This is a genomic window from Microbacterium sp. LMI1x-1-1.1, assembly GCF_040676205.1.
In the GTDB taxonomy this organism is placed as follows: Bacteria; Actinomycetota; Actinomycetes; order Actinomycetales; family Microbacteriaceae; genus Microbacterium; species Microbacterium aquilitoris.
The window spans coordinates 81,739-105,292 of sequence record NZ_JBEGHM010000003.1; the positions used below are offsets into that span (position 1 = coordinate 81,739).

General features: G+C 70.3%; 23 protein-coding genes. 6 read left to right on the forward strand and 17 right to left on the reverse strand.

What is annotated here, in order from left to right:
* Positions 1–34: 34 nt before the first annotated feature.
* From MRBLMI1x_RS14255 to MRBLMI1x_RS14305, 11 genes are all read right to left on the reverse strand, one after another.
* Positions 35–1,366 carry an RDD family protein gene (locus MRBLMI1x_RS14255; protein ID WP_363459527.1) on the reverse strand — a complete coding sequence of 444 codons (1,332 nt, stop codon included), beginning with the start codon at positions 1,364–1,366 and terminating at the stop codon, positions 35–37.
* Positions 1,363–2,235, reverse strand: a complete 873-nt coding sequence (locus tag MRBLMI1x_RS14260) for a hypothetical protein (RefSeq protein ID WP_018188880.1) — start codon at positions 2,233–2,235, stop codon at positions 1,363–1,365. The genes MRBLMI1x_RS14255 and MRBLMI1x_RS14260 overlap by 4 nt, the downstream gene beginning before the upstream one ends.
* A gap of 25 nt (positions 2,236–2,260) precedes the next feature.
* Positions 2,261–2,872 carry a hypothetical protein gene (locus tag MRBLMI1x_RS14265; protein WP_018188881.1) on the reverse strand — a complete coding sequence of 204 codons (612 nt, stop codon included), beginning with the start codon at positions 2,870–2,872 and terminating at the stop codon, positions 2,261–2,263.
* A gap of 12 nt (positions 2,873–2,884) precedes the next feature.
* Positions 2,885–3,586: a hypothetical protein gene (locus MRBLMI1x_RS14270; RefSeq protein WP_018188882.1), complete on the reverse strand. Its 702-nt coding sequence runs from the start codon at positions 3,584–3,586 to the stop codon at positions 2,885–2,887.
* A 75-nt stretch (positions 3,587–3,661) separates the two neighbouring features.
* Entirely contained in the window at positions 3,662–4,237 is a 576-nt protein-coding gene (locus tag MRBLMI1x_RS14275; RefSeq protein ID WP_155900274.1) for a hypothetical protein, read from the reverse strand.
* Positions 4,234–5,340 carry a hypothetical protein gene (locus MRBLMI1x_RS14280; RefSeq protein WP_363459530.1) on the reverse strand — a complete coding sequence of 369 codons (1,107 nt, stop codon included), beginning with the start codon at positions 5,338–5,340 and terminating at the stop codon, positions 4,234–4,236. Before MRBLMI1x_RS14280 ends, MRBLMI1x_RS14275 begins: the two co-directional genes overlap by 4 nt.
* The gene (locus MRBLMI1x_RS14285; RefSeq protein ID WP_018188885.1) at positions 5,337–6,035 is read right to left on the reverse strand and encodes a hypothetical protein; all 699 of its coding nucleotides are present in this window, start codon (positions 6,033–6,035) and stop codon (positions 5,337–5,339) included. The genes MRBLMI1x_RS14280 and MRBLMI1x_RS14285 overlap by 4 nt, the downstream gene beginning before the upstream one ends.
* A 91-nt stretch (positions 6,036–6,126) precedes the next feature.
* Complete coding sequence (locus MRBLMI1x_RS14290) at positions 6,127–6,825, reverse strand: hypothetical protein (RefSeq protein WP_020096643.1); 699 nt, start codon at positions 6,823–6,825, stop codon at positions 6,127–6,129.
* A gap of 109 nt (positions 6,826–6,934) precedes the next feature.
* Positions 6,935–8,542 (reverse strand): bifunctional phosphoribosylaminoimidazolecarboxamide formyltransferase/IMP cyclohydrolase, encoded by a 1,608-nt coding sequence (gene purH / locus MRBLMI1x_RS14295; protein ID WP_018188887.1) that lies wholly within the window; start codon positions 8,540–8,542, stop codon positions 6,935–6,937.
* A gap of 55 nt (positions 8,543–8,597) precedes the next feature.
* On the reverse strand, positions 8,598–9,179 hold the full coding sequence (gene purN / locus MRBLMI1x_RS14300; RefSeq protein WP_020096641.1) for a phosphoribosylglycinamide formyltransferase: 582 nt from the start codon (positions 9,177–9,179) through the stop codon (positions 8,598–8,600).
* A gap of 4 nt (positions 9,180–9,183) precedes the next feature.
* Positions 9,184–10,527: a DUF6350 family protein gene (locus MRBLMI1x_RS14305; protein WP_363459533.1), complete on the reverse strand. Its 1,344-nt coding sequence runs from the start codon at positions 10,525–10,527 to the stop codon at positions 9,184–9,186.
* Between the two features lie 109 nt (positions 10,528–10,636).
* Between MRBLMI1x_RS14305 and MRBLMI1x_RS14310 the strand changes: the two genes are divergently transcribed.
* Positions 10,637–12,064 carry an NCS2 family permease gene (locus tag MRBLMI1x_RS14310; RefSeq protein ID WP_020096639.1) on the forward strand — a complete coding sequence of 476 codons (1,428 nt, stop codon included), beginning with the start codon at positions 10,637–10,639 and terminating at the stop codon, positions 12,062–12,064.
* Positions 12,065–12,208: 144 nt separating this feature from the next.
* On the opposite strand, the gene sucD is transcribed toward MRBLMI1x_RS14310, so the two are convergent.
* From sucD to MRBLMI1x_RS14335, 5 genes are all read right to left on the reverse strand, one after another.
* On the reverse strand, positions 12,209–13,111 hold the full coding sequence (gene sucD, locus MRBLMI1x_RS14315; RefSeq protein WP_349308968.1) for a succinate--CoA ligase subunit alpha: 903 nt from the start codon (positions 13,109–13,111) through the stop codon (positions 12,209–12,211).
* Positions 13,112–13,148: 37 nt separating this feature from the next.
* Positions 13,149–14,315 (reverse strand): ADP-forming succinate--CoA ligase subunit beta, encoded by a 1,167-nt coding sequence (sucC, locus tag MRBLMI1x_RS14320; protein ID WP_363459535.1) that lies wholly within the window; start codon positions 14,313–14,315, stop codon positions 13,149–13,151.
* A 135-nt stretch (positions 14,316–14,450) separates the two neighbouring features.
* Complete coding sequence (locus MRBLMI1x_RS14325; RefSeq protein ID WP_363459537.1) at positions 14,451–15,230, reverse strand: phosphotransferase; 780 nt, start codon at positions 15,228–15,230, stop codon at positions 14,451–14,453.
* Positions 15,231–15,233: 3 nt separating this feature from the next.
* Positions 15,234–15,836 carry a response regulator transcription factor gene (locus tag MRBLMI1x_RS14330; RefSeq protein WP_018188894.1) on the reverse strand — a complete coding sequence of 201 codons (603 nt, stop codon included), beginning with the start codon at positions 15,834–15,836 and terminating at the stop codon, positions 15,234–15,236.
* Positions 15,833–17,044, reverse strand: coding sequence for a sensor histidine kinase (locus tag MRBLMI1x_RS14335; protein ID WP_363459539.1), 1,212 nt, complete (start codon positions 17,042–17,044; stop codon positions 15,833–15,835). Before MRBLMI1x_RS14335 ends, MRBLMI1x_RS14330 begins: the two co-directional genes overlap by 4 nt.
* Before the next feature lie 152 nt (positions 17,045–17,196).
* Between MRBLMI1x_RS14335 and MRBLMI1x_RS14340 the strand changes: the two genes are divergently transcribed.
* A complete protein-coding gene (locus MRBLMI1x_RS14340) occupies positions 17,197–17,697 on the forward strand; it encodes a hypothetical protein (protein ID WP_020096633.1) in 501 nt (166 codons plus the stop codon).
* A gap of 1 nt (position 17,698) precedes the next feature.
* Here MRBLMI1x_RS14340 and MRBLMI1x_RS14345 read toward each other — a convergent pair whose 3' ends face one another.
* Positions 17,699–19,213, reverse strand: coding sequence for an FAD-dependent oxidoreductase (locus tag MRBLMI1x_RS14345; RefSeq protein WP_363459541.1), 1,515 nt, complete (start codon positions 19,211–19,213; stop codon positions 17,699–17,701).
* A 74-nt stretch (positions 19,214–19,287) separates the two neighbouring features.
* Here MRBLMI1x_RS14345 and MRBLMI1x_RS14350 point away from each other — a divergent pair, with 74 nt between their 5' ends.
* Genes MRBLMI1x_RS14350 through MRBLMI1x_RS14365 form a run of 4 tightly spaced genes read left to right on the forward strand, consistent with a single transcriptional unit; the run spans position 19,288 to position 23,550 of the window.
* Positions 19,288–19,953 (forward strand): TetR/AcrR family transcriptional regulator, encoded by a 666-nt coding sequence (locus MRBLMI1x_RS14350; RefSeq protein WP_363459543.1) that lies wholly within the window; start codon positions 19,288–19,290, stop codon positions 19,951–19,953.
* A gap of 59 nt (positions 19,954–20,012) precedes the next feature.
* Positions 20,013–21,239, forward strand: a complete 1,227-nt coding sequence (locus MRBLMI1x_RS14355; protein ID WP_363459545.1) for an acyl-CoA dehydrogenase family protein — start codon at positions 20,013–20,015, stop codon at positions 21,237–21,239.
* Positions 21,240–21,286: 47 nt separating this feature from the next.
* Entirely contained in the window at positions 21,287–22,327 is a 1,041-nt protein-coding gene (locus MRBLMI1x_RS14360) for an ATP-dependent DNA ligase (protein ID WP_363459547.1), read from the forward strand.
* Positions 22,328–22,371: 44 nt separating this feature from the next.
* Positions 22,372–23,550, forward strand: a complete 1,179-nt coding sequence (locus tag MRBLMI1x_RS14365) for an AI-2E family transporter (RefSeq protein ID WP_363459549.1) — start codon at positions 22,372–22,374, stop codon at positions 23,548–23,550.
* The last annotated feature ends 4 nt before the right edge of the window (positions 23,551–23,554 follow it).

The window sequence follows — 23,554 nt, forward strand, 5'->3', positions numbered from 1 at the left end:
GGTCGCGTTCGTTCGACGGGGGCGGGCAAGACGATCACAACACGACGATCTCAGCGAGGCGGTCGCCGAGACGGACGGTGTCTCCGACAGCGGCAGGCAGGGCGACACCGGGGACCGCCGGCGTCTCCGCACCCGCATGGATGACGGCGCTGCCGTTGGTCGACCCGCGGTCGATGAGCTCGAGGCCGCCTCGCGTCGGGACGAGCAGTGCGTGGGTCTTCGACAGCGACCGGCTCTCGTCGGTCAGCCGGGTCGGTTCGGCCCCGGGGGTGGACGCGGGGTCGGGATCGCGTCCGACGAGGAGCGCCGCCGACAGGACGACGGTCTCCCCCGTGTCGAAGCGAAGGCCGATCCGGGACGCGGGCGCAGGCGCAGGTTCCGGCTGCGACGGCGATACGGACGCAGGCGCGACAGCCGGAGCCGGGGCTTCGGCGGGGGCGGACGTCGGCACGGCGACAGCCGCCTCGGGACCACCGACCGGTTCCGCGGGTACGAAGGTCCCGCGATCCGGCAACGGGGTGCGTCGCGATTCGTCGACACCGGGGGCGGCGTCGATGACCGGGGCCGATCCTGCCGCAGGCGCAGGCGCGGCATCCTTCCCCGCATCGGGGGTGCCGTCCTTCGACCGAACGACGCCGAGGACACCGGCGCTGATGCGGTTGCCCGGCCGGTACTCGGGAGTGGTGCCGGGACGCGTCGAGGTGGCCAACGAGGGGCGCTCGGCGCGCTCGCGCACGGGTTCCGCCTTCACCGCCTTCCGGGCGATCCGCATCCGCTTCTCGTCGTACGGGTTCAGCCCGAGCTTGACGTCGACGAGCCACATCCGTGCAGCGCGGTCGTGGAAGCCCCGCCCGCGCTCCGTCGAATCGAAGGTCGACGAGGCGAGGATGACGGCCGTGCCGATGACCGGGATGATGCCGGCCGCCCCGACGATGAGAGCACGGAGGAGGACAGGACCCGCGCCGGGTCGCTCCAGGGTGCGGACGTTGACGCTGCGAAGTCCCATGAACCCCTTGCCGATCGTCAGTCCGCGGCGCGCCTGCAGGATCCACTGGACGATCGTGAGCGCGAGCGAGAGAGCGACCGAGACGGCCGCCATGACAGCGGCCAGCACGAAGTCGGGATGGTTGACGAGGCCATAGGGCGAGATCGAGCCGGTCGCGAGCTTCATCAGCAGGGGCAGCGCCCCCAGCCACAGGGGAAGCTGCAGCACGACCCAGACGAGCATGTCGATGACGTACGCCATCGACCGACGGCCGAACGGGGCACGGATGAGCCCCAGGGCCGCGGCGTACGCCGGATCGGGCCGTCCGAGGGCGTCAACGCCGTCGGGTCGGTCCTCGGGCTGATCGATCTCCCAGATCATGCCTGCGAGGAGTCCGGTTCGTCACCCGGCACGAAGTAGCGAGCGGGTGACAGTCCGGTCCGGATCACCGCATCGCCGGCGGCGTCGAGGAACTCGGTCATCGTCGCGACGCTGAGGGTGCCGGCGGGGTCGGCGATGATGACGTTGTCGACCACGGGGAGCAGTGTCGCGGTGCCCTGCGGCCATGCCGCGAAGGTCGTCGTCACGCCGGACTCGAGGACCTGGATCTTCGCGGGAGCGATGTGAACGTCGGGTCGCTGCAACGCGGCCGTCTGCACGTCGTATGCGCGCACCGAGAACAGGCGCAGCACCCGCTCGAAACGCATCTCCAGCTCGGGCAGACGCTCGCGCCACGGGAACGGCGCCCAACCGTCGTCGGTCAGGACGATGGGGTGCGCGCTGACGAGCGGCTGCTCCGCTTCGTACAGCTGCTCGGCGACGTCGAGAACGCGCCCGATCGCGGTGTCGTCGTCCGCGCCCACGATGATGACGCGATCCCGCGCATAGGGGAACGCCACCGGCGCCCCGGACAGACCCGCACCCGCGAGTCGCGAGGGGTCGAGAAGCATGGCGGCGGCGAGCGCCTCCTCGGTGATGACGAGTGAGCTCGCTCCCTCGACGGGGCTGTCGCCCGCAGCGGAGATCGCCGAACGCACGGCATCGCGGAAGTCCGCATCCGCCCCGTCGGTCTCACCCTGGGTGACGGGGGCGTTGCCGTCGCGGTGATCGAGCCCGACGAACACCTCGCCGCCGACGTACTCCACGCGGGGGTGGGCGGCGCCGGGAGCGGTCTGCGACAGCACGCCGAGCTCGCTCGCACCGTAGATCCGAAGGGTCACATCGGTGGCGATTCCGTCGACAGCACTCATTGGTCCAGCCCTCTCATCAGCTTGCTCACAGACTAAATCCTCGGTCGTGCTCGAAAAGTCCGACGACGTCGTGCCACGACCATCGCACGTCGATGTTCTTCACCGGTTTGCCTGCACGCGGCTCGGACACCCACGACGCCGGGACGACGTGGAGCGCGAGCGATGCCGTGCCGGCATCCGCTCTCCCCGCCCAGACGAGCGAGAGCCCCACCTCATGCGAGTACGTCCAGCAATCCACCCGGGTCGCCCCCGCCGTGCGGAGGGCGTCGGCGTATGAGCCGATGCTGTCGCTTCGCCGCTCCACGAGCTCGAGCAGGCGCCAGTTGCCGGCCCAGTGCATGCCGGCGGCGAGCATCTGCTCGGCGAGGGCATCGATCTCGGCCGTGTCGACGGTACGGACGGATGCCGTCGGGTCGCCGGACCACGCGAGCGGCAGGATCTTCGCTCGTCCGCGGACGAGGACCGGCGTGGACGGGGTCGCCCACCCGTCGACATCCGCGCGGAAGACCGCGGCCGGAAGCCCGTCGGGCGCCTGCAGTGCGGTTCTCCCCTCGTAAGGGAGAACCGCGCCGCCGACGGCGGACGCCGGCCCGAAAGCTTCGGACCGGCCCCGCCAGAGGTCGGTGTCATCACGCATGAGGGTGTCCGCCTACAGCTCGAAATGACGCGGGGTACCCGGCCAATAGGACGGGTCGAACCCGCCGTTGTTGAGGCCGGTGGCCGTCTCCGGGATATCGATCACGGCTTCGGGGATACCGCTGGGCAGGTAGCCCCCAGGAATCCACTTTTCGAGATCCGTTCCACCCTCGTTGCCCGTGGGGACCGTTAGTCCGTCGAGTTCGTGCGGCGCGAAGTCGCGAAGCTCCACTTCCGCACCGACGAAGAAGTCCTTCGGCAATCCCAGCGCGTCGCTCAGCTTGACGGGGTCGCCATCGGCCGCGCGGATGACGTCGCCCAGCTTGTCGGTCGGGAACACGTAGGTCGTGTTCCTGCCGTCCGGCCCGGAGTTGTTACCCGGCCCATAGCCGTCGAGGCTGGGCTTCTTGTAGATGCGGGTCGCACCGTCGGAGAACTGATCGAGATGCTGACGGATGTACTCCGCGTCGAGGTACTCGGACGGATGCGGTCGCTGCCCCTGAGGCACTTTGACGACGTCGCTCGGCGTCCAGTCGCCCTTCCACCCGTTCCGGAGGGCCTCCGGGACATCGGTGGCATCGAGATCGGTCACGCGAGCGGTGTTGTCCCCCTGCCTCTGACCGTGCTTGCGGAACATCTCGGCGAGCTGCCGAACGTGAACGGGAACCCCGTCCAGCGAGTTCTTGAGCGGCCGGATGACTTCTCCGATTCCCATGTATCCCCCCTGCTGAAGATGCTAACCACGCCCGTTGGAGAGCACATAGGTCTTGCGTATCAACCGGCTGCCCGTCTAGAAGGGCCCGCTCCATCCGACATCGACCTCCGGCACCCGCCGTGCGGGCCGCGCGTCGGAGACCCAGCCCAGCGGAACGACGTGCAGGGCGGCAGCCGACACGGGCTCGGGAACGGGGGCACCGTGCACGACGAGGACGAGAGCCTTGCCCTCCGTCGCCCACCACCCGGCGAACCGCGCTCCCTGACGTCGGAGCTCTCGGAGGTAGGGGTTGGCGGGAGGAGCTTTCTCGAGGTCCGCGACGATCCCGAAACCGTAGCGGAACTCGCATGCCGATCGGATGCTCGAACGCAGGTCCTCGGAGCGGCGTCGCAGGGCGCTGCCAGGGGCACTGGCCGCGGGCGGCTGCCACGACAGCGGGATGATCCATGCTTCCCCTCGACGGATCACGGGCACTCCCGGGAGCAGTTCCCCCTCCTCGAGCTCCGCTCCAGGACGAACGAGAAGCTCCTCGGCGGCGCCGACGATGCGCTCGCCCGTCATCAGGACGCCGTCACCGTCAACCGCCACGCCGGCGGCCACGCGCGGGTGTCCGGTGATCCACCCGCTTCCTCCCGACGGGGCGGCGGTCACCCGGCGATCTCCGCCCGCGACCAGCGAAGATCGGCCGGCGCGCGCCCTGTCGGCGTCCCGCTCCGCCCCGAGACCCACCTCGCCGGGACCAGGTGGACGGCGAGCGCCAGGTCACCGGCATCCTCGTCGCCCGAACGCACGACCACGACACCTGTCTCGTTCAGCGTCCACCACTGGGCGGTTCGCGCATTCGCGTCACGAAGGGATGCCGCGTACTCCGCGACCGGGCCGTCGCCCCGCTGGTCGAGCGGGAAGGCGATCGGCCGTCCCGCCGCATACTCGAGCGCGCCGGCAAGGTCGGACGCCAGGTCGTCGACGCGCCGCTGCTCCTCGCGGGCGTCAAGGCCCGACTGCCGAGGGGATGCCCCCTGCACGAACACCGGGAGGACCTTCGCCGCGTCGCGCTCGATGACCGGCACGAGCGACGGCGTCGGCTCGAAGGCGGTGAGAGCGGTCACGGTGCCCAGGACCGTCGACGCGGACGCGGGGAGACTCCACCGGCCGGGAACGGCGAGAGGTTCACCGGCGGCGATCGCGGCCCGCACGTACTCCTCCGCGGCATCGATCGCGTCCAGATCGAAGCGGCTCACATCGGACGGAGCGGATGCCGCGATCAGCGCCGACCACGCACCGAACTCGGGGACGTCGATACGCTCCTGCTCACTCACGGTGATCTCCGCGAACACATCCGCGTCGATCGGCGATGACCGCTCGATGCGCGCGACCCCGTCGGCGTACCCGTGCTGATCGACCGTCAGGAGCTGCGAGTACGGGACTCGACGCTTCGGGTCCCCTTCGGGGTAGAAGAGGTCGAGCGCGCGTCGCCGGAGAAGGCGGCCGGCCGTGGCCTCCCACACGACCTCGCGGATGGGGGTCTTGTAGGACGAGTAGAAGGTGACCGTGAACCGCTGCTGCCCCGGCAGGATGTCGAGGTACCAGGTCGGCGGGGAGCCGGCATCCGTCACGGCGAGCCGACGGCCCTGGTCGTACTCCTCCCGTGCGTCCTCATCGGTGAAGAACGGGGCGTCGCCCAGCGCTTCCAACCGGAAGATCTCGAACCGACGGGGGTAGCGGACGTCGCCGGAGGCGGCCGTAACGCTCACAGCCCGAACGGCGTGTACGTACCCCACGTCCCGCCGGCGGACGGGTCGCCCTTGACGGCGTCGGGGTGGGTGCTCAGCACCGCCTCGGGGATGCCTTCAGGCAGATAACCACCCGGGATCCACGCCTCGTTCGCGCCCGCCTCGTTTCCGCGCGGCATCCGGAGGTTGCCGTTGACGATCTCCTCGTAGTTGAAGTCCGCGCGGGTGATGTCGACCGCTTTACCGTCGGCGTCGACGAAGAAGTTCTCGCCGAGGCCGAGCATGACGCCGAGCTTCTTCGGGTCGCCGTCCGCCTGCGTGATGATGTTGTCGATCTCGGAGGTCGGGAAGACGAACGTCGTGCCCTGGTTGCCGGGGCCGTAATTGTTCAGGCTCTCGGTCCGGTAGAACCGGGTCGCACCGCCCTCGAAGCGCTGCAGGTGCTGCTGGATGTAGTCCGCGTCGAGGTACTCCGCCGGATAGGGGCGGTTCGGCTTACCCGAACCGACCACGCGGTCCGGGGTGTGCCAGGAATCCTTCTTCCAGCCGTCGCGCAGCGGTTCGGGAACGTTCGTCGCGTCGAGGTCGTCGACCCGACTGGTGTTGCGGTTCTGCTTCTGCCCGTGCTTGCGGAACATATCCGACAGCTGCCGGACGTGCACCGGCACACCGTCCAGCGAGTCCTTCAGCGGACGGATGACTTCGCCCATCTTCATGATCTGTTCAATCCCGTCGAATCGTTCATCGCCAGTCGTCTGTGTACGGCGGCATCCGGCTCGGAATGCGAGGTCACCGGATCCGGCACTGTCAATCGCCTCCGATGTTCAGGCTCGCGAGGTCGGACATGAGCCGGTCGGTGAGACCCTCGACGTCGGCCGCGTGCTGCTCCATCTCGCCCTGAGCGGATTCGAGCGCCTGAAGGTCGGCGTAGAACTCGTCGGGGTCGCCGGCGACCGCTTCGACGATCGGCGAGTCGAGCGCCGCCATGATGACGCCCGGGAGTTCGTTCGCCAGCGGCTCGATGACCATCGGCAGGACCTGGTTGAGCACCTGCTCCACCGCGATGTCGACGGCCGCGTTCAGCAGCTTCTTCTTGATGAGGAGCATGGGGCCGGCGCCGACGGCGGTCACGGGGTTCGTCAGCATGGCGACGAGGGTGATCATCGTGGAGGTCACGTCGGCTATGACCTTGATCTTGAGCGCGGTGACGCCGCCGGCCGCGATCTCGACACCCGGCGGGACGGGCCCGAGGATGTCCATGAGCTTCTGGAGGTTCTGGGAACGGTTCGTGTTCCAGGCGCTGACGTAGGCCGGGCCCGCCTGACCGCGCATAGCGCCGGCGATGTCGGTGTTGACCTTGCGGTCCATCACCTGGATCTTGTTCTCGAGCTCGTCCCGGAACGTCGAGATGATCTGGCCGCCGCGGCGCAGTTCGTCCTCGTCGATGTCGGGCCAATCGAACCCGAGCTTCTCCATCACCCAGATCAGCTCGTTCGGCAACATCATTCCCATAGCGGAACCTCCCGCCAAGAGAGTAGGTGATCAGAGCGATCGATTTCGATGGGGAGAACTGCCCTCCCCCTCACCCGCTATGATTCGTGGCCAACCGACCCGCTCAGTGGAAGAAGTGCCGCTCGCCCGTGAAGTACATCGTCACGCCGGCGGCCTGCGCGGCGTCGATGACCTCCTGGTCGCGCACGGATCCGCCCGGCTGGATGATCGTCGTGATGCCGGCATCCAGCAGAACCTGCGGTCCGTCGGCGAACGGGAAGAACGCATCGGATGCCGCGACCGACCCGGCGGCACGCTCGCCCGCACGCTCCACGGCCAGGCGGCACGAGTCGACGCGGTTGACCTGCCCCATGCCGATCCCGACCGTCGCCGAGTTCTTGGCGAGCACGATCGCGTTGGATTTCACGGCGCGGCAGCTCTTCCACGCGAACGAGAGGTTCTCCAGCTCGCTGTCCGCGGGGCGCTCCCCCGAGACGAGCTGCCACGAGTCCACGAGCGATTCGATCTCGTTCGGGAAGCGGTCGGCATCCTGCAGCAGGAGGCCGCCCGAGACGAGGCGGACGTCCATGGGCTCCTGACGCCAGTCGGCGGGGAGCTGCAGGACCCGGAGGTTCTTCTTCAGCCGGAACACCTCGAGCGCCTCGGGCTCGAAGTCGGGCGCGACGATGACCTCGGTGAAGATGTCGCGGAGGTTCTCGGCCATCTTGAGCGTGACGGTGCGGTTGGCGGCGATGACGCCACCGAAAGCCGACACGGGGTCGCACTCGTGCGCGCGCAGGTGCGCGGAGGCGATCGGGTCGAGCGCCTGGGGCGCGCCGATCGCGATGCCGCACGGGTTCGCGTGCTTGATGATGGCGACCGCCGGCTTGACGAGGTCGAACGCGGCACGGAGCGCGGCATCCGCGTCGACGTAGTTGTTGTAGGACATCTCCTTGCCCTGCAGCTGCGTCGCCTGCGCGATGCCGTGACCGCCGACGCGCGAGTAGATCGCGGCGCGCTGGTGCGAGTTCTCGCCGTAACGGAGGGTCGCCAGGCGCTCGGCCTTGATCGTCAGGTGCTGCGGCAGGTCGCCCTCGGCGTCGAGCGTCTCCTCGGCGAACCAGGTCGCGACCGCGCGATCGTACGCTGCCGTGTGCGCGAACGCGCGGGCGGCGAGCTCGCGGCGCTGCGCGAGGGTCGTGCCGCCCTGCCCGAGGGCATCGACGATCGCGGGGTACGACTCGGGCGAGACGGCGATCGCGACGTTGGCGTAGTTCTTCGCCGAGGCGCGCACCATCGCGGGGCCGCCGATGTCGATCTGCTCGACGACGGCATCGCCCTGGGCGCCCGAGGCGACCGTCTCGACGAAGGGGTACAGGTTCACGACGACGAGCTCGAAGGGCAGGATGCCGAGCTCGCCCAGCTGGCTCTCGTGGTCCTCCAGGCGGAGGTCGGCCAAGAGCCCCGCGTGCACGCTGGGGTGCAGCGTCTTGACGCGTCCATCGAGCGACTCGGGGAAGCCGGTGACCTCGGACACGTCCTTGACGGCGATGCCGGCGTCGCGCAGGAGCGCTGCCGATCCGCCCGTCGAGACGATCTCGACATCGGCGGCTGCGAGAGCCTGACCGAGCTCGAGCAGCCCGGTCTTGTCGCTCACCGAGACGAGCGCGCGACGGACGGGTACGACGTCGCGTGCGCGGTAGAGGGACGGGTCGATCTGCGGGCCGGCCATGCGGGAACTCCTCGAGTCGGGGGCGTTCGGGTGTCGGTTCAGGGGGTGGTGCGGGTCAGGAGGTAAGGGCGAGTTCGCCGGTCGCGATGCGACGGACGACGTCGATGAGCAGGCGCCGCTCCACCGGCTTGATGCGCTCGTGCAGAGTGTGCTCGGTGTCGTCCGGGAGCACCGGGACCCGCTCCTGCGCGAGGATCGGACCTGTGTCGACGCCGTCGTCCACGACGATGACGCTTGCACCGGTCTGCGATGCTCCCGCGGCGAGCGCATCGCGGACGCCGTGGGCGCCGGGGAACTCCGGCAGGTACGCGGGGTGGGTGTTGATGAGCCGAGGAGCCCACGCGGCGACGACGGCGGCCGGCAACAGTCGCATGAGGCCGCTCAGCACGACGAGGTCGGGCTTCCACACGCCGAGGTGTGCGAGCAGTTCGTCGCCCCACGCCTCGCGACTGTCGAACTCCTGGAACGGGACCATGAACGTCGGTATGCCGTAGGCCTCGGCGTGGGCGAAGCCATCGGCCTGCCGGTCGGCTCCGACGACGATCACGCGGGCGGGGAAGTCGGGCTCGCTCGCGGCGTCCAGGAGAGCACGCAGATTGGATCCCGTGCCCGAGATGAGAACGGCGACCGTGAGCACCGGGTCAGTCTAGCGGGGCGGTGGGGAACTCGTCGGGCGAGACCGCCCCGGCGGGCTCACGACGCGTCTGCGCCGTCGACGTCGGCGTCGCGGGCGTGGACACCGCGGGCGCGTCGCGCGGGACCGATGCCGCAGCCGGCCGATCGGAATCCGCACCGCGCGGCGAGAGCAGCATGACGGCAGCACCCACTCCGACCTCGACCGCGGCGACGAGGGCGACGAGCCACGGTTCGGGTCCGACCTCGGCGAGCCGGCCGGGGCCGATCGAGCCGCGCGCGGCTCCGGCGAACACCCCGACGACGAGCCCGGTCCCGACGACCGTGACACCGAGGGCGACCAGGCGCGGGCGGAGGGGCTCGGCATCCGCCGTCGATCCGACCAGCAGCGAGGCGCGTGCGACGGACCCGGCGACGACGCCCAGTCCGACGACCGCCAGCGCCAGGAGCAGGAGCCAGGGCGAGGTCGAGTCGGGGATGACGCCGAGCACGGGGATGCCCGGCACGACTCCCAGGCTGGTGGCGGCCGGTGACACCGCCGTGCCGCTGCCGATCGCGAATCCGGGACCGACGGCGAACCCGGCGAACCACACGACGAGGGTGGGCAGGTAGAAGAGGCTCCCGAGGGCGAGGACGATCACACCGGGCAGATCGACCTGGGCCGCCTGGGTGAGCGAGATCACCTCGCCGCCGCGGACGAAGAAGAGGACGGCGAGCACGAGGGCGCCGAGCCCCACGATGCCGGCCGCCGCCATCACGATGCCGCGGGCACCGGCATCCACCGCGTTCTGGACGTCGTCGGGAAGGCGCTCGCTGACGGCGTCGACGATGCCGTCGTCGCCCTCGCTCCATGCCCGGACCAGCGCGCCGAGCAGAGCGGGGACGGCGAAGACGAGCGTGGGCCCGGCGACCGCTGCGCCGAGATCGACCGCGGCGACACCGGTCCGCCCGGTGAGCGCGATGACCGTCGAGAGCACCGCGACGGCGACCGTTCCTGCGGCGACGCCCGTCAGCCATGCCCCGGACCGCGCGGCACGACTGCCGGAGCGCCACGCCGAGATCGCTGTGAAGACGGCGAGCAGCGTCGGGGCGAGCGACACGGTGAAGGCGGCAGCGCCCGAGGGCAGGCCGCCGAGGGCGACGAGCTCCGCCGGAAGCGATACCGCGACGGGCGCGAAGTGGCCGAGCTGCCAGATCGTGGCGGCCGCCGGCCAGAGCGCCGCCCAGTCGGCATCCCCACTCACTCCGAACACCCAGACGAGGGTCACCGGCGCGAGGACGACGCCGACACCGACCGCGACGGTCACGAGGGCGTCGACGGCGGCGAGGAGGGAGACGAGGAGGCGATTCACAACGAACCGACCTTACCCGCGGTCCGCCCGGGCGCCCGGCTCCCGCACCGGAGGCACGAGCGATCGGCCACCCTCAGCGGGTGCCCCGGCGACCCACTACCCTCGGAGGGTGAACAGCACGACATCCCGCGCGTCCCGCGGTGCCGCAGCCCCGGCATCCCCCTCGTTCCTCGACCGCTACTTCGACATCACCGGCCGCGGCTCGACCGTCGGCACGGAGGTCCGCGGCGGCATCGTCACCTTCGTGACGATGGCCTACATCGTCATCCTCAACCCGATCATCCTGTCGACTCCCGACGTCGCCGGCACGGTCCTCGACGGCACCGCCGTCGCGACCTCGACCGCCCTGACCGCCGGTGTCATGACGATCCTCTTCGGTCTCGTCACGCGCCTGCCGTTCGCGTTCGCGGCGGGGCTGGGCATCAACGCCTTCCTCGCCTTCTCGGTCGTCGGCCAGGTCACGTGGGGCGAGGCCATGGCGCTCGTCGTCATCAACGGTCTGATCATCGTGCTGCTGGCCGCGACGGGCCTGCGGAAGATGATCTTCGACGCCGTCCCCGTCCAGCTGAAGCTCGCGATCACGGTCGGCATCGGCCTGTTCATCGCCTTCATCGGCTTCGTCAACGCCGGGTTCGTCACCGCCACGGGCAACGCCTCTCCCCCTCTCGACCTCGGCGTGGGCGGCTCGATCACGACGATCAGCACCGTCATGTTCGTCGTCACGCTCTTCCTCTCCGGCATCCTGATGGCCCTCCGCGTCAAGGGTGCGCTGCTGATCGGCCTCGTCGGCGGCACGGTCATCAGCTACATCGTCAACGCGATCTGGCCGACGGCGCTGGGCCTCAAGCTCGACGGGCTGAAGATCGTCGCCCTGCCCAACTTCGAGCTCGTCGGCAAGATCGACTTCGGCTTCGACTGGGCGAAGATCGGGATCGTGTCGGTCGTCATGATCGTCTTCACGCTCGTGTTCTCGAACTTCTTCGACGCGATGGGGACCATGACGGGCCTCGCGAAGGAGTCCGGCCTCGCGAACGACAAGGGCGACTTCCCGCGCATCAAGTCGGCGCTGATCGTCGAGGGCGTCGGCGCGATCGCCGGTGGTGCGACCTCGTCGTCGTCGGCGACCGTGTTCGTCGAATCCGGCTCGGGCATCGGCGAGGGAGCGCGCACCGGACTCGCGAACGTCGTGACGGGTGTGCTGTTCCTGCTGGCGATGTTCTTCACGCCGCTCACCTCGATCGTCCCCGGCTACGTCGCCGCGGCGGCGCTCGTGCTCGTCGGTGCGCTCATGCTCGCGCAGATCAAGAACATCGACCTGTCGGACTTCAGCGTCCTGCTGCCGGTGTTCCTCACCGCGACCGTCATGCCGCTGACCTACTCGATCGCCAACGGCATCGGGGCGGGCTTCATCAGCTGGGTCGTCGTGAACGTCTTCGCCCGCAAGGCCAAGCAGGTCCACTGGCTGCTGTGGATCGTCGCAGCCGGCTTCGTGATCTACTTCGCGCGCGGCCCGATCGAAGCGCTCATCGGCGCCTGACCGCGTTCGCTGCCCCGAGGTCCCGATCGGGCCGGTTATGCCTCGCGCATTCCCGGCCGGATCGGGACCTCGGTCGTTGCGATGGAGTTCCGGGGACGACGAAGGGGCGGATGCCGCAGCATCCGCCCCTTCGCTCTGTCTGGCTTAGAGCGCCTCGATGATGGCGCGCATCAGGTCGGCGGTCTCGGACGGGGTCTTCCCGACCTTGACGCCGGCGGCCTCGAGGGCCTCCTTCTTGGCCTGCGCGGTGCCCGCCGAGCCCGAGACGATGGCGCCGGCGTGGCCCATGGTCTTGCCCTCGGGAGCGGTGAAGCCGGCGACGTAGCCGACGACCGGCTTCGTCACGTGCGCCTTGATGTAGTCGGCCGCGCGCTCTTCGGCGTCGCCGCCGATCTCGCCGATCATGACGATGGCCTTGGTCTCGGGGTCGGCCTCGAACGCCTCGAGGGCGTCGATGTGCGTCGTGCCGATGACCGGGTCGCCGCCGATGCCGATGGCGGTCGAGAAGCCGAGGTCACGGAGCTCGAACATCATCTGGTACGTCAGGGTACCCGACTTCGACACGAGGCCGATCGGTCCCTTGCCGGTGATGTTCGCGGGCGTGATGCCGACGAGCGCCTCACCGGGGGTGATGATGCCGGGGCAGTTCGGACCGATGATGCGGGTCTTGTTGCCCTTGCTCTTGGCGTAGGCCCACGCCTCGGCGGTGTCGCCGACGGGGACGCCCTCGGTGATGACGACGAGCAGCGGGATCTCGGCGTCGATCGCCTCGATCATCGCGTCCTTCGTGAAGGCGGGCGGCACGAACGCGATGGAGACGTCCGCCCCGGTCTTCTCGATCGCCTCGGCGACCGATCCGAAGACGGGGAGAGCAACCTCGCCCTCGTGCGGCTTCTCGTGCGTGACGGTCGTGCCGGCCTTGCGGGCGTTCACGCCGCCGACGACGTTCGTCCCGGCCTTCAGCATGAGGGCGGTGTGCTTGGTGCCCTCACCGCCGGTGATGCCCTGGACGATGACCTTGGAGTCCTTGTTGAGGTAGATAGACATGTCTGTTGTCCCTGTGTCTCGGTAGTCTCGGCGCGGCTCAGGCGTTCGCCAGCTCGGCGGCCTTGTCGGCGCCCTCGTCCATACCGGCGGCGAGCGTGACGAGCGGGTGGTTGGCCTCGGCGAGGATCGCGCGACCCTCCTCGACCTGGTTGCCGTCGAGGCGGACGACGAGCGGCTTGGTCGCCGCGTCGCCGAGGATCTCGAGGGCCTTCACGATGCCCTCGGCGACCGCGACGCACGACGTGATGCCGCCGAAGACGTTGACGAAGACGCTCTTGACCTGCTCGTCGCCGAGGATGACGTCGAGACCCGACGCCATGACCTGCGCGTTCGCGCCGCCACCGATGTCGAGGAAGTTGGCGGGAGTGACGCCGCCGTGGTTCTCACCGGCGTAGGCGACGACGTCGAGGGTCGACATGACGAGGCCGGCGCCGTTTCCGATGATGCCGACCTGGCCGTCGAGCTTGACGTAGTTGAGGCCGGATGCCTTGGCCTTGGCCTCGAGCGGGTCCGCGGCGCTCTTGTCCTCGAGCTCTTCGTGCTCGGGGTGGCGCACCTCGCTGGCGTTCTCGTCGAGCGAGACCTTGCCGTCGAGGGCGACGATGTCGCCGGCGCCCGTGCGGACGAGCGGGTTGACCTCGACGAGGGTCGCACCCTCGCCCTTGTAGACGTCGTAGAGCTTGACGAAGACGTCCGAGACCTTTTCGACGAGGTCCTCGGGGAAGTTCGCCGCCTTCGCGATCTCGACGGCCTTGGCCTTGTCGATGCCCTGCAGCGGGTCGACCTCGACGCGCGCGAGCGCCTCGGGGCGCTCGACGGCGAGCTCCTCGATCTCCATGCCGCCCTCGACTGAGCAGAGGCTCAGGTAGGAGCGGTTCGAGCGGTCGAGCAGCACCGAGAAGTAGAACTCCTCGGCGATGTCGGCGCCCTGGGCGACCATGACGCGCTGGACGACGTGGCCCTTGATGTCGAGGCCGAGGATGGCCTCGGCTGCCGCGTAGGCCTCGTCGGGGGTCTTGGCGACCTTGACGCCGCCGGCCTTGCCGCGACCTCCGGTCTTGACCTGAGCCTTGACGACGACCACGCCGCCGATCTTCTCGGCAGCCGCCTTCGCCTCCTCAGGGGTGTCGGCGATGATGCCGGCGAGCACCGGCACCTCGTACTTCTCGAACAGGTCTCGTGCCTGGTACTCGTAAAGGTCCACTGCAATCCTTCGCTGGGCGACGGCGGGGTTACGGGCGCGGAATTATCTCGATGTCGAGAGATCGCCCGGTCGAAAAGCCTACTACCCGCGCCTGAGTGCCCCGCGCTCCGATCCCCTCGTTCGGCAGGGTCGGGCTCACTCCCGCAGCACCCTCGCCCAGATCTCGCGATGGCGCTCGACGTACGCGGTGACCCTCCGCCAGTGGTCCCCGTGCCCCTGCACGAACATCGACGACCACGGCTCCGTTCCGGTCCCGTGGGAACGGCGGAGGAGCTCGTGCATGGCCGCCGTGCGCTCGACCATCGCCTCCGGCAGCCCGTGACGCAGCGCGGTACCGGCGCCGTACCCGTCCACGAGGGCAGCCAATCCCCGGGCGGCGTCGTCCGGCGGCACCGAGGTGTCGTTGAGCGCGAAGGACTGCGCGGCGTACGCGAGGTCCCACAGCCGGGTGCTGGGGGCTGCGGCATCCCAGTCGATGAACACCCACCGCTCCCCCTGCACGAGATTCCACGGTGCGAGGTCGTTGTGGCAGACGAGCTCGGCCCCCGGGGCAGCGATCGCGCTCTGCCACACGCTCCCCGCGGGGAGGACGTAGGCGGCGCTCGCATCGTGGATCGCGCGCACCATCATCCCCACGCGGTGGAGGTCGTCCGGCGGCATCGGCCCCCGCTCGATCGCGAGCTCGCCGGGGACGAACTCGATCACCTGGCGTCCCCCCTCGTCGCGTCCCCGCGGCTCGGGCGCATCGATCCCGGCGTCGCGGAGTGCGCGGACGTATGCCGTGACGCTCGCCGTCGACGCCGTCCAGGGCTTGCGGACGGTGTCGCCGATCCGGACGACGGCACCGCTCGCGTTGCCGCCGGACAGTGCTTCTTCGTGCGGTGCTTCCTCGTGCGGTGCGTCCTCGTGCGGCATCCGTCAGATCCAGCCGCGTTCGCGCGCCGTGATCGCCGCCTGCTGCCGTGTCGCGAGCCCGAGCTTGCCGAGGATCGACGACACGTGGTTGCGGACCGTCCCAGAGGACAGATGGAGGGATGCCGCGATGTCGGCGATCGTCTCGCCGCGGGCTCCGGCGCGCAGGACGTCGAGCTCGCGGTCGGTCAGCGGCGACCGCTCGTCGCTGAGCGCATCCGCGGCGATCTCGGGGTCGACGTAGCGGCGCCCGGCGGCGACCTCGCGGATCACGGCGGCGACGTCGCCGGCGGGACGGGACTTCGGCACGAAGCCGTCGACGCCGGCGCTGAGGGCGCGCCGCAGGACTCCGGGGCGTGCGTGCCGGGTGACGACGACGCAACGGGCAGGGATCCGCTGGCGGATGCGGGCGGCCGCCTCGACCCCGTCGATCCCGGGCATCTCGAGGTCGAGCAGGCAGACGTCCGGGCGCAGTTCGAGCGCACGGGAGACGGCCGTCTCGCCGTCGGCGCACTCGGCGACGACCTCGAGGTCCTCCTCGAGCGCGAGGAGCGTCGCCAGAGCCGTCCGGATCATGTCCTCGTCGTCGGCGATGAGCACCCGGATCATCCTGTCCCCTCCCTCATCGATGCCACCTCGGCCGGAACCGTGACGACGACGTCGAACCGATCGTCGCCCCGACGCGATGCGACGTCACCGCCGGCCACGCCCACCCGGTGCGCGATGCCGTCGAGCCCCGCGCCCGACCCGATCGTCGACCCCGCCCCGGGGTCGTTCGCCATCGTCAGACGCCAAACGTCGCCGACCCGCTCGAGCCCGAGCCACGCCCAGGTCCCACCGCCGTGCTTGAGCACGTTCGTCGTGCACTCTCGGATCACGGGTCCCAACAGATCGGCGGGAGCGGATGCCGCGTCTGCCGCGACGTCGAGCGTGACCGTCAGCCCGGCGGCGCGCAACAGGTCGGCCGCGTTCGCGAGCTCGTCGGGCAGTGGCACGCCACGAAAGCGTCCGGCGAGCGCGCGCGTGCCGTCGCGGGCCTCGTCGACGGATGTCCGCGCCAGCGCGATCTGGCGGGCGGCGGCATCCGGATCGCGGTGGATCATCCGCTCGGCGAGTTCGAGCTGCAGTGCGATGACCTGCAGGTGGTGCCCCTGCAGATCGTGGAGTTCGCCGGCGAGCCGCAGACGCTCCTGCACGGCGGCGAGGCGGGCTTCGGTGCGGCGTGCGCTGTCGAGCTCGAGGACGACGTCCCACGACCAGAGCGACAGCGCCTGCGTCATCGGGAGCGCGACGGCGAAGAACACGAGCACGAACGCGTCGCTCCGGGGCATCGGCGCGGCCTGCTCGAGCAGCCAGAGCACGACAAGGGCGACCTCGAGCAGCACGACACCGCGCCACCGGATGCCGGGGCCCCAGCGGACGAGGCAGAGAGTGGCGCCGACCAGCGCGGCGCCGAGGAGCGGCGAGCCGGCCACGACGCCGAGGACGACCGAGGCGAGGACCGCCGCGACGACCGGGAGCGAGAGGAACCGGCGCCGCCAGGACGGGCGGTCGCCGTCGTCGAGGTCGCCGTCCCTGCGATAGCGGGTGAGGAGCCGGACCGTGCAGGTCACGACGATCGTCGCCGCACCGACGTAGGCGACGAGGGCGACGGGGCTCCGCCATCCCTCGCGGGCGACGAGGACGACGAGCCCCCACACGACGACGGTGCCGAGGAGGAAGAAGACCATCGACGTGGCGATGTACCACCCGGTCGCCGTCACGCCTCGCGCGAGCGATGCGGCGGTCCGCGTCGGGGTCGGGTCGGGCGTGGTCACACGGCCACAGTACGACCATGACGAATGTCACCCCTCGGCCCGTCGAACCTCCCGCAGGAAGGTGACGGGGCGGCACTGCCGCACCCCGGCCCGGGACGGTGGACTGGGGTCACGGCGATACGAGATCCGGTCGCCGACTCCGAGAGGACACCATGTCGAACCCCGTCTCCGACCTCGTCGCCGGCTTCCAGGACCTGGTGGCGCAGATGCCCGACCTCGTGCAGCCGCTCGTCGTGGCCCTCGCCGGTGCGGTCCCCTTCATCGAGGGCGAGGGCGCCGCGGCGATCGGGATCGTCGGCGGCATCCATCCCGTCGTCGCCGCCGTCGCCGGCGCCGCGGGCAACTTCCTCTGCGTCGCGATCGTCGTCCTCGCGACCGCCCGCGTCCGCACGGCTGTGACCTCCCGCGCGGGGGCATCCGAGAAGGCGCCGTCGGCGCGCTCCGAGAAGTTCCAGAAGGCGTACCACCGCTACGGAACGCCCGGCGTCAGCCTCCTCGGTCCCCTCATCCTGCCGACGCAGTTCACGGCGGCGGCGCTCAAGGGGACGGGCGTGCCGACCCGGACCGTGCTGTTCTGGCAGGGCACGGCGATCGTGCTGTGGACGACCGTCGTGACGCTCATCATCACGGGCGTCATCGCCGCGGCATCCTGACTCAGTCGACCGGCCGGAGGCCTCTGGTCGCGGGGCCTTCGATGCGTTCTCCGGATGCCGTGAAGCGCGACGCGTGCAGCGGACAGTCCCACGTGCACTCGAGGTCGTTCCACTCGAGGATCCCGCCGAGGTGCGGGCAGACGGCGCTCACGGCGCGCGTCTCGCCGTTGGTGGTCGAGATGGCGACGGGCCGGCCCGCGCGCTGCGCGACGACGCCCTCCCCCTCGGCGGGCTGCGGCACGGGCACGGCCTGCGCCTCGGCGCCCGCCCAACCCGTTGCGGCGGCGAGGCCGACCTTCGCGTTCTCCGCCGCTCCCTGCGCGATGTCGGCGGGCATCGTGAGACGTGTGCCGATCTGCGTCATCCACCGCGGACGTTCGCTCATCTTCTCGCCGCGCAGCTCGCTGACGATGCGCAGCGCCGCCGCCGGCGCGTTCGTGAGTCCCCACTTCGCATAGCCCGTCGCGAAACGCACGCGCCCGAGCGTCCGGGGCATCGTGCCGATGAAGGGGATGCGGTTGTGCGACGTGTAGTCCTGTGCCGACCAGCGGTGGGTCTCCTCTCCCACCGTTAGCGTCTGCTGCGCCCAGCGCGACAGCTCGTCGAGCATCGCGCGCTCCGACTCGGCCCGCCCGACGGGGTGCCCCGCGCCTCCGACGACGATCTGGGCGACATCGGCCGGACCGTCCTCGGGCAGGACCGTGCGCACCGAGCGCGTGGGCTCGTCGGCTGAGAGGTACATGCCATCAGGCAGCGGCGCGGTGAGGGTGAACGAGACGCAGGCCGACCGCATCCCGCTCACCTTCGCCCAGTAGAGGCCGCGGTCGAGGATCGGGATGCCGGTGGCCACCACGACCCGCGACGCGAAGATCGGCCCCCGAGCGGTCTCGACGCGCGGCTCGGGGAAGACCTTGACGCCGCTGACTTCGACGCCCAGATGCAGCGTGCCGCCGGCGGCGACGAACGCGTCGGCGAGCGCTGCGAGCATCCGCATCGGGTCGACCGCGCGCTGGTCGTCGAGCGCGACGGCTGCCGCCATGGGCACGGCTGCGGCGCGCAGCTCGTCCTCGCCGACGAGGCGTACGGCGAGCCCGGCTTCGCGGGCCGCCTCGTACTCCTGCGCGACGGAACGCCGCCCCTCGCCGGCCTGGGCATAGGTGTAAGCGGTGCGCGAGGTGAGCGGCACGCCGAGGTGCTCTGCGGTGTCCGTCATCCACGCGAAACCGTCGCGGTTGGCGTCGACGTAGGCGCGGACGAGGGATGCCGGGTGCCCCGACCGCAGCGTCGAAAGCGTCGTCCCCTGCAGGAGCGACACCTTGCCGGTGTTCGATCCCGAGGCGAGCTCGCCGATGCCGCCGCGTTCGAGGAGGGCGACGTCGACCCCGGTCCGCGCCAGTTCGTAGGCCGTGGCGAGGCCGGTGAGCCCCGCGCCGATCACGACGACGTCGTGACGTGCCCCGGGCTCGAACGGGGTGTCGGCGGACTCGGTCGGGTGCTGCTTCCACAGGGAGGACATGGGGTGAGTCAAGGCGCGCCGACGAGATCAGGCACAGGCCTTGACAGGACGGCCTTCGCATTAGGCTTCCCTCCATGGCCGACGACCTCCGTCCCACGGGCAGCACAGTGGTGGCCGCCGCGCTCGCGCTGTTCGCGGAGCACGGCTACGAGCAGACCTCGGTCGAGCAGATCGCCCAGTCCGCGGGGGTGTCCAGGTCGACGTTCTTCCGGCAGTTCGGCGGGAAGGACGACGTCGTCTTCGCCGACCATGAGCTGCTCCTCGATCGCCTGCGGGCCTACCTCTCCGAGGCGCACGAGAACCCGTGGTCGGCGGTGTGCGAGGCATCGGTGCAGATCTACCGCCACTTCGCATCCGATCCCGAGGTCGCTCGCCGTCGATACGCCGTCGTACGCCAGGTGCCGTCGCTGCGCGACCGCGAGATCGTGACGGTCTTCCGCTACGAGCGCGCCTTCGACGAGTACCTGCGCCGCTCGGTCCCGGGGCTCGACCCCGTCGACGCGGTGGCGTTCGCCGCCGCCGTGACCGCGGTGCACAACCACGTGCTGCGCCGCCTGCTGCGCGGTTCCACGCGGGTCCCCGCCGCCGTCCTCGAGACCGCCTACGACGAACTGCTGCGCCGTTTCGGCGTGCACCCCGACCCGGAACCCGCCGCCGACGACGACATCGTCGTGGCGACCTTCCCCCGGCGGATGCCGCCCGCCGAGGTCGCCCGTCGGCTCGGCGCCCTGCGCGACTAGCCTGGAACGGCGTTTCACCTCGAGTGGAACCGAATTCCAACCGGGCGTATCCTGGCGCGATGACCTCTGACCTGCCCGGCGGCGCGTCCGGCCGCTACGACGTGCTCGGCCGGCTCGACACCGACTACTACGCCGTCTTCTCCGACATCCCCGACGCCGACCGCGACGTGTGGCAGCGGACGCAGGGCTTCGTCGACGAGGTCGGCGACCGGATGCGGGAGGCGTGGGACGCCGCGGAGTACCCGCTCGACATCGCCCGACGCTTCGGAGAGCTCGACCTGCTGAACGACGGCATCGACCACCCGCGACTCACGCGCTTCTCCCCCCTGGCCGCAGGCCTCGTGAACATGGAGATCTCGCGCGGCGACGGGTCGCTGGGCACAGTCCTCGCCGTCCAGGGCGGGCTGGCACTGCGCACCCTCGCCCTCTTCGGCGGCGACGCCCAGCAGGAGCGCTGGCTGACCCCGGTCGCCCGTTTCGAGGTCCCGGCCGCGTTCGCCCTCACCGAGCCGGACCACGGCTCGGACTCGGTCTCGCTCGAGACCGTCGCGCGCCGCGACGGCGACGAGTGGGTGCTGCGCGGGGCCAAGAAGTGGATCGGCAACGGCGCCTCCGGCGGCATCACCTTCGTCTGGGCCCGCGTCGACGACGAGGGCGACGAGCACCACGGCAACGTCCGCTGCTTCCTCGTCGAGCAGGACCGCCCCGGCTACACCGGCACCGTCATCGGCGGCAAGGCGTCGTTGCGCGGCATCCACCAGGCCCACATCGCCCTCGACGACGTGCGGGTTCCCACCGACGCGGTCCTGCCGGGGACGCGGACCTTCAAGGATGCCTCGACCGTCCTCTACGCGACCCGTTCCGGTGTCGCGTGGTCGGCGCTCGGCCACGCGACCGCCTGCTACGAGGCGGCGCTGCAGTACGCGCAGCAGCGCGTGCAGTTCGGCAAACCGCTCGCCCGCTTCCAGATGGTGCAGGAGCGCCTCGCGCACATGCTCGAGGACCTGACCGCGATGCAGCTGTACTGCCGTCGCCTGGCCGACCTCGAGGCATCCGGCGGATTGCGCCCGACGCAGGCGTCGCTGGCGAAGTTCCACAACACCCGCGCCGCGCGCCGCGTCGCGGCGACCGCGCGCGACATGCTGGGCGGCAACGGCATCCTGCTCGAGAACGGCGTCATGCAGCATATGTCCGACATCGAGGCGATCCACACGTACGAGGGGACCGAGTCGGTGCAGGCCCTCCTGCTCGGGCGGGACATCACCGGCGTGAGCGCCTTCGCCTGACCCGCAAGCCCGTTCCGCAGCGTCTGACCGCCGGGCAGGATGGGCGCATGTACGAGATCCCCGCGCCGATGCTCGCGAAATCCGTCCCCGCCGTCCCCGATCCGGCCAAGACGGCCGGCGGGCTGCTGTACGAACCGAAGTGGGACGGGTTCCGTGCGCTGATCGGGTGGGACGGCTCCGAGGTCGAGATCGGGTCCCGCGGGTCGAAGCCCCTCACCCGGTACTTCCCCGAGCTGGTCGACGCGATCTCGCGTCTCGTGCCCGAACCGTGCCTGCTCGACGGTGAGATCGTCGTCGCCGACGGCGAGCCCGGGTCGCAGCGACTGCAGTGGGAGCAGCTGTCGCAGCGCATCCACCCCGCGGCATCTCGCGTCGCCCTCCTGAGCGAGACCACCCCGGCCATGTTCGTGGCGTTCGACCTGCTCGCCCGCGGCGACCGCGACCTGCGCGAGGAGCCCTTCTCGAAGCGGCGCGCACAGCTCGAGGACCTGCTGCGCGATGTGCCGCATCCGATCCATCTGACCCGGACGACGACCGATGCCGCCCTCGCCGAGCAGTGGCTCGCCGAGTTCGAGGGGGCCGGGCTCGACGGCGTCGTCGCCAAACCGCTCGCCCTCCCCTACGCCCCGGGGAAGCGCACGATGTTCAAGATCAAGCACGCGCGGACCGCCGACGTCGTGGCGGTGGGCTACCGCGTCCACAAGAGCGGCCAGGGCGTCGGGTCGCTCCTGGTCGGCCTCCACGACGACGACGGGAACCTCCGCCAGGTCGGCGGGGTCGCCGCGTGGAGCAACGCGCGGCGACTCGAACTGATCGACGAGCTCGCGCCGCTGGTCGTCCGGGGCGACGACGGCGACGCGGTCACGGGGCAGTCGGACCGCTCCCGGTTCACCGCCTCAAAGGACACCTCGTTCGTGCGCCTCCGCCCCGAGCGGGTCCTCGAGGTCGCCTACGACCAGCTCGAGGGCGACCGGTTCCGGCACACGGTGCAGTTCCAGCGATGGCGTCCGGACCGGGATGCCGCGTCCTGCACCTTCGACCAGCTCGAGACCGTGTCGGCCTACGACCTGGCCGACGTGCTCGATTGAGTCAAGGGGCCTCGCCCGGAAAGACGGATCGGTAGGGTCGCACCATGGGCCTCTTCTCGTCATCTCCCCGCTCGGTGCGTCTCGACGACGGACGGCCCGTCCGCATGGCCGCGACGGGCAAGCCCGCGAGCATGTGGTCCGACGGCTTCGGCACCCTCGCGACCCGGTCGTTGCAGGTGATCATCGTCGCCGTCATCGTGACGGCCCTCATCCTCGGGATGCTGCAACTCACCGTCGTCGTGATCCCGGTCCTGCTCGCGCTCATCATCGCCTCGGCCGCCGCTCCTCTCATGGCATGGCAGCGACGCCATGGCATCCCGTCGGTGTTCGCGACCATCCTGACGCTGCTGGCGTTCGTCGTCGTGCTGGGCGGAATCGGCTGGCTCGTGGTCAACGCCGTCCGCGATCAGTTCGACGACCTCTCCACGAAGGCGCAGGACGGGTTCCAGAGCGTGCTCACGTGGGCGGAATCCCTGCCGTTCGACATCGACCAGAAGCAGATCGACGAGTGGGTCGGCACAGCGACCGACTTCCTCACCAGCGCACAGTTCGGTTCCGGCGCCCTGGCCGGCGTGAGCGCGGTCGCAAACTTCCTGACGGGGCTCGTCCTCATGATCGTGACGCTGTTCTTCTTCCTGAAGGACGGCCCGAATCTGTGGGAGTTCCTCATCCGCCCGTTCCGCGGATCGAACTACGACCGCGCCGTGCGCGTCGGCCACAAAGCCGTCCAGACCTTCGGGGCCTACCTCCGTGGCACCGCGGCCGTGGCGGCCGTGGACGCGATCGGCATCACGATCGGTCTGCTCATCCTGCAGATCCCGCTCGCCCTCCCGCTCGGCGCCCTCGTATTCGTGCTGGCGTTCATCCCCATCGTGGGCGCGACCGTCGCGGGCATCCTGGCTGCGTTGGTCGCCCTCGTGACGAACGGTCTGGTCGCGGCGATCTGGGTGGTCGTGATCGTCGTGGCGGTCAATCAGCTCGAAGGCAACTTCCTGCAGCCGTTCCTCATGGGTCGGTCGATGAAGCTGCACGCGTTCGCGGTGCTGATCGCCCTGACGATCGGCACCGTCCTCGGCGGCATCGTCGGCGCGATCCTCGCGGTTCCCCTCACGGCGGCGGCCTGGGGCATCATCCAGGTGTGGGACGGACCGAAGACGCCCGCCCGCTGGGCTCGACGTCGTCCCCCCGTTGAGGAGAAGGTCGACACCGTCACGGCCGGCTGACGGC